The organism is Butyrivibrio sp. AE3009 (assembly GCF_000420845.1).
In the GTDB taxonomy this organism is placed as follows: domain Bacteria; phylum Bacillota; class Clostridia; order Lachnospirales; family Lachnospiraceae; genus Butyrivibrio.
Genome location: NZ_ATVS01000077.1, coordinates 1 through 6746, shown reverse-complemented (window position 1 = coordinate 6746; position 6746 = coordinate 1). Strand labels below are relative to the sequence as shown.

Annotated in this window: 2 protein-coding genes; both read right to left on the bottom strand. The window is 47.3% G+C overall.

From position 1 onward, the window contains the following. Positions 1–120: 120 nt before the first annotated feature. Positions 121–3510 carry a lectin like domain-containing protein gene (locus G588_RS0118135; protein ID WP_022780104.1) on the bottom strand — a complete coding sequence of 1130 codons (3390 nt, stop codon included), beginning with the start codon at positions 3508–3510 and terminating at the stop codon, positions 121–123. A gap of 786 nt (positions 3511–4296) precedes the next feature. Next, on the bottom strand, positions 4297–6746 hold a 2450-nt coding region (locus tag G588_RS22650), incomplete at its 5' end, for an endo-1,4-beta-xylanase (protein ID WP_155830836.1).

The following is a 6746-nucleotide window of genomic DNA, read 5'->3' as shown; positions in this document are numbered from 1 at the left end:
GAGGAATTAGCAATTTACGCAGTAAATTAGCGGTTTCCGAATATTTGTAGAATTGCGAGAATGACGATAGTCATGGAGCAATTCGTATATCATATGGTGTCAAGTTTTACCTTAAAACTCTTACGTCCCTGGTGCTGACATCGCCGCTGCTCCGCTATCGGATGCATCTAAGGAACCTCCGTCCCCTGCTCCCTCGTAGTCATCATCTTCCCATCCGTAAATGGAGAATGTATCCTTGACAGTGCCTTTAAATCTGCCCTTACCCTTGACGATTACTGTCGGTGGCTTGAAGTCGTCATCGAAGGATGCTATCTTCACATTGTTCTTATAAGAAAGGGTGTAATCAACGCCCTGTTGCAGCTTCTCTGCTGAGCCGTCTGCGTGGTAGAAGTATACTTCAGTATCTGGTTTAACAGCTTTTCCCGTGTAATAATCACCGTATACTTTGACAACGACCCTACTGTCCAGGTCTTCATCGGTGGTGAAGTTGTAGGGTGTAACCTTGAAGGATACAGTCTTGCTGCCTACAAAGTGTGTCATCGCATATTTTCCGACGATTCTAACCTTGTGAGTTCCAAGGGTGCTGTAGTCGTTGTCAAGGCTGATGATGTCGTAATCAATGCCGTAGTCAAGGAGCTGATCCTTGTACCACACTTCTGCCTTGCCGTTTCTGAACATCTTCTGAATAAGTTCCCCGGAAACCATATAGCCATAGTCAAATCTTAAGGCCTTGCCATCTACTCCTTTTACTGTGAACTTGGAGGCATTGATGACTCCCTTGTCTGCACGATCATATACCACTACGGTTACGGGATCGTAGGTATCGCCGGTAAAGTTGCCGTTCTCTGCAGCAACAACGTTTATTTTGTATTCCTCATCAATATCATCAAGGATAACTGCTGAGGGGTTCACGATCTCACCGTAGGAATCCTCGTACTTAAGCACGTAGTCCCTGCCTGCCTTAAGTGTCTTCTTGCCGTAGGTAACCTTGACCTTAACGCTGCTGAGCTTCTTTTTGCCCTTAGCCACTGCAACAACAGATTCAGAAGCTACATAGGCTCTGGAAAGGGACTCTTTTTCAATGTCAAAATAGAACTTCTGCTTGGAGAAATTCTTTTTCTTGAACTTAACTGTAAAGCTGGGTCTAACGGCGCCAACCCTTGTGGCATTTACGTTGTTGGCATAGCTGATTGTATAGTCCTTGCTGTATTTGAACTTGGTTATGCCGTGATAAACGGATATTTCGTTGTTAAAAGTGATCTTGCCACCTGTGTAGTTCTTCTCAAAGAAGGTATCGGCAACGCCTGCGTCATAGATATCAATGACATCATCGCCTACCACATACCAGACTCCCTCGGGAACCTCGTCGGGGTCGTTGTCAAAATACTCTCTGATGGCTTCATCAGTGATATCTCCCCAGAACGGTGTATCATCCGACGGGTCGGGATTGGGATCCGGAGTAGGGTCATCTACAGGCTCTTCAGGATCCGGAATATCGTAAGGAGAAACCACAATGTCGATGCTTCCGGTAACACCGTCCACAGTAGCTGTTATCGTGGTTGTACCAACGCTGATAAAAGTAAGGACGCCGTCGCTGTTAATTGTTGCCACCTCAGGCTTGGAGCTTGCCCATGTTATTTTTCCCTTGGGCACATAGTCTGAAGGATCGTACCCGGCAACAACTGTGGTTGTATTTACCCATCTGCCGTCTACGTTGTCGACAGTGCTTTTTCTAGAAAGTGTAATGGAATTAAGCACAGGCTCATTTGCCGCAGGATCCTCTTCAATTACAGAAGATGAGTTGTCGGTATAGGCCTTGATTCTGTAGTTGTGGTCAAGAGGATACCAGCTTTTACCATATCCGTAGTAACTCTCGCCGGAATTGGCAACTGTGCTGAACTTGGCGCCGCTGCGGCTGATGTCATACATAAGTCCGCCTGCATCCAAAGTTACCACTACCGCAAACTTGGTTCCGGGAGCCAGCTCAACAGGGTTCTTAAGGGTTACGTTGTAAAAACCTGAGAAATCAACTGTTCCGGTGGTTGTAGCCTCTTTTACCAGGCGTCCGGAGGACGGTGTGTCTTTTACATTTGTATAAATATCAATGGTATATCCGGTGCTCTCTGCCAGGGAGTAGAAGGTGACAGCCTTAAGTATCTCCCCCTTGCTGCCGCCATCTGCGTGTGCGGTAAAGACATTGGCACCCTTGTCGGTATAGCTGTACTTGCCGTTGAAGTAGCCATCGTACTGATAGTTGTTGTCATAGTTGTCGGCAGTTGTAGCCTTAACAGCATAGAAGTAATCGTCAAGAGTTGCCTCATAGTAGGACATCCAAAAATATCCGGTGTAGTCCAGGTTATTGAGGTCTCCCTTGGTGGTCCAGCTGTTTCTTACAAGGAAAGCGCCGTTGCCTGGAGCCCTTGAGGCGAATTTGTCTCTGGAAAAATTGTCATCCCAGCCAACCACAACAACTGCATGATTGGACATCATGGATTCGGGATTGTAATAGCTCTTGTACTGGTCGCTGTAGATCTTGCTGGAAGTTACGCCCTCCATACTGTCGACTGCACCAAAATAGATACCTGCAGCGCCGTATTCCTTGATCATCTTCTTAACAGGATTAAGAGCTGTGATATCTTTTGAAGACCTGAAGCTGTTCATATCGATATAGGCAGTAAGAGCGTTAACAAGATGGACCTGGTCATCATAGGCATATGAATCCGCAAGGCCCGATCTCTGCACTCTGGCTGCGTTTGAATAAGGAACGTTTGCCTCGCTGGCAGCGCCTGTCCACTTCGCATATGTACAGAAGGCTTCCTCGAAGTTACCTCCGTCATTTAAGAATGTGTTAGAACCCGCCTTGACATAATCGCCCTTGGTTCCTCCCAGCGGATCCACAACAGAGTTATTTGTAAAGTATGCAAGATGAAGTTCTGACAGATCCGGATTACTCATAATGCCGTTCTGTCTGAGGTTGATCTCAGTCAGCGCATTCATCGCAAATGCCCAGCAGGTTCCGTAAGGATTCTGATTGCGAAGAGGCGGCAGGTTCTTGTTAACATAGTAGCTGGCATAGGTCTCCTGGAACTCGGCATCATCAGCCGCATCTCCCTTGATGACCTCTCTTACCATACCTTCATGGTTAAGACCTGTTGCGAAGGTAGCATTCTCCTCACTGCCTTCGGTCACTTCTGAAGCAGTGGCATCAGAAGTAAGGTCAACTTCGTCGGAAGTACTCTCGCTGTCTTCTGCCTCTTCCAGCTCAATGCTCTCTTCCTCAGCATCCTCGCTAAGAACCGTGAACTCTTCGCCTTCTTCGGCATCTTCAACCACTTCTGTGGCTTCTGCATCTGCATCCGCCTCTTCCTCAATAACCTCGGGCAGCACATACTCCTCTTTGCCCTGCAACGATTCCCCGATTTCTCCTTCGACACCCGTTGCCAGTGCCGTGCCTCCTGCCGAGAAGAACATAATTCCGCTCAGCAGCAGAGCAAGTACTCTTTTTTTCATACCTGATATACCCATTCCTTTTTACAAAATATGCGCATATTTTAGCGTAATATCTATCCTAACAAACCCCTCTCCTTTTTTCTACCGAATACAATAAAAATTCACAATTAATACACACCTTTCTCAACAAAATTTCATTCACTTCACTCCACCATAGTGCCTGTCACTTCATCCCCCTAAAGTGCCTGTCACTTCACTCAACTAAAGTGCCAGACACTTTAGTTGAGTGAAGTGGCAGGCACTTTAGGGGGATGAAGTGACAGGCACTATGATTGATGAAACGGCTCGGCGTGGGAAGATATATTACGGCCAACCAAGAATCCAATTCTTCCCCATCTTTTCGGGTATGGGAAAGTTCTTCTATGAAGCAGGCTGCCTCCTCGGAAACAGTAGGAAGGCGGAAAGTTACCGCGTATTGAGGGAATGGATCGACCGGAGAGGTAAGTGCGGATGGCGGAAGTGTCGGAAAAATGTGCAGTTCTTGTACGACGCGATGATATGCGGAACGAGAGAACAAAGGAAGGTCGACTGTCCACGAATAGGCATGAGTACGAGCCATTCCTTCGACATCGAGTCTTAGAGAATCACAAGGCGCACGAAAACAAGCATTTTTACGGTGCTTTCGTCATCCACACTTAACTATCCGGCTGGGCCATTCTCCCATACGCTAACTTCCCGCCACCGCAGTTTTCCCGGAGGCAGCCACTCACCTAAGCTTTCCCGCGGCCACATAAAAAGACCGGGAAGTACGAATACTTCCCGGCCGAAATATATCAGGGTATTAAATTACTGGAAGGCAATCTGTGCAAAGTTATAGAAACCAAGATACCAGATATTGAAATCATGTCCACCATTAAGCTCCTGCCACATGAAGTTCTGTCCATCCACAAACTGATTGCAAACAGAAGGCAGATTCTTAGCTGCTGCTGAAGCGCTTGAATAAGCTGTGCCATCCTGAAGTCCGCAGATGTTGTAGAAGTAGTGGATAGGATATCTGTTGCCGTTAAGCTTCTGAGCTGTTGTAGCTGCTGTGTTACTTGTAGGAGCAGCTGAGAAAGCTCCGAAATAGCTGAACAGATCTACGCACTCACCGATACCGATGTTGATTGTCTGCATACCACCCATTGAAAGACCTGCAAGTGCTCTGTGGTCTCTGTCTGTGTAGGTGCTGTAGTGAGAATCAATGTAAGGAATCAGGTCGTTTCTGAGCTCTTTGCCAAAGTTGTAGAAAGAGTTGGTTGAACCGCTTGCTGAAGCTCTGCCGTTAGGTGTTACAACGATGAAGGAATCGATGTCGCCATAGTATGACAGGTTGTCCATGATAGCCTTAACAGTTGAGTTGTTGCCTGTCATTCCCCACTCGTTCTCGTTACCGCCGATTCCGTGAAGAAGGTACAGAACGCTGTACTTCTTGGAAGAATCATAGTTTGCGGGAAGGTAAACATTAGCCTTCTTGGTGTAGGTACGGTTGTTGTTCTCTGTGTCATGTGCTGTGTAAGAAATGCTTACAATCTTACCTGAGCCATCGCCGTATCTTACCTGAGAATACTTGGAAGGAATGGAATTGCTGATGGTTGCTGTAGGATTGTAGTTAGGGTTCTGAGGCTGAGGCTCGGGCTCGGGTTCGGGCTCAGGCTCAGGCTCGGGCTCAGGCTCAGGCTCGGGCTGAGGCTCGTTTCCGCCTGTTGAACCGCCTGTAGAACCTCCGGTTGAGCTGCCTGCTGCAGACTCAAGTACATACTCAACTGATGAGCTTACCTGTCCGCTTCCGATTGAACCAAACTCTACGCTGCCGCCTGCAGGAATATATGCATTCCAATCAACAGGAGTGATTACGTAGTAGTCGCCGCTTGTTGTAACATTTACATTCCATGAAGAACCGATGTTAACCTGGCTCTTTTTAACCTTAAGTGTCCATCCGTTAACTGCGCTTGATGTGTTGTTTACGATCTTCCAGGTTACCTGGTAGCCGCCGCCCCAGCTGTTAACTGAGTACTCAAGCTCAGGACCGTCGCCTGTAACTACAGGTTCGGGATCTGGTGTAGGCTCGGGATCCGGAGTAGGCTCAGGATCTGTTGTAGACTGTGATGAGCCGTTGGTCTTCTCGAACTGCCACAGCTGATTGTTGCCGCCGTTAGCTGTCCACTGTACTACGTTGGTTCCGTCCGTTGTCTTCTTTTCATAGATATCAAGGACCTTGGCGCCTGATGTAGCCTTGGTTCCGATTGTGTAGTAACCGGCGTTTGCTGTTGTCATAACTACGAACTGCTGAGCTGTTCCGCCGTAAGCCTGGTAGATACCTACATCTGTTCCGTTGTCTGTCTCGCCGTTGGCAAGGTCAAGGTTAACATTGCCAAGTCCGCTCTTAAGTGTGATGTAGCCATCGCCAACGTTTGTAACATACCACTTCTGGTTAGCTGCGCCTGTGCCGGACTTAATAACTACGCTCTTCCAGCCGTCTGCGTTGTCAGCGTTAACTGTAAGATACTTCTGTGAAAGAGGATTCTTTACATAATACCAGCCGTCTGCAATTGTAGCTGTCTCAACAACTACAGGTGTAGGCTCCGGCTCTGGTTCGGGCTCGGGTGTAGGCTGAGGATCAACTACAGGTGTTGTGCTGCCGCTTCCTGATGTAGGCTGACCAAATACCTCTGTATAAGCCTGGATAACCTTGTTGTAAGCCTGTTTAGGCTGACCGGGTCTTGAGAAAAGAAGTGGTGCTGAGTTGCTGATCCATGTTGTCTGATCTGAAAGTCCCCACCATGTGATACCTGTGAGCTTGCCGCCATTCTTCTTGGCATTGTTAATACCCTTGAAAAGAGTGTATGCGTAGTTAGCCATATCGCTGTCACCCTTGTTGGTAATATCAAGCTCTGTGATCTGAACCTCAAAGCCTGCCTTGAGGAATGAGTTGAGGGCTGAGAGATAGTAATCTGTTGAAGGATAGTTTGTTCCAAGGTGAGACTGCATACCTACACCTGCACAAACTTTTTTGCCCTGGTTGATGTTGTTAACAAGTGTGATTACGTTGTTAACTTCCATGTATGTGTTGTAATCATTGTAAAAAAGCTTAACTGAATCTGTGAGCTTGAAGTACTCAAGAGTCTCATATGCGTAGTTAAATGCCTTCTTTACATAAGAAGCGTTGGTCTTGTTGCTGCCGTAAACTGCTTCCCAACCGGAGTTCTGAGCGTGAAGGATCTCGTTACATACATCCCATGCATAAACAACAGAAC

What these genes read in the sequence shown, in the direction of transcription:
- G588_RS0118135 (WP_022780104.1), bottom strand. Translation starts at nt 3,510, where the DNA reads ATGAAAAAAAGAGTACTTGCTCTGCTGCTGAGCGGAATTATGTTCTTC.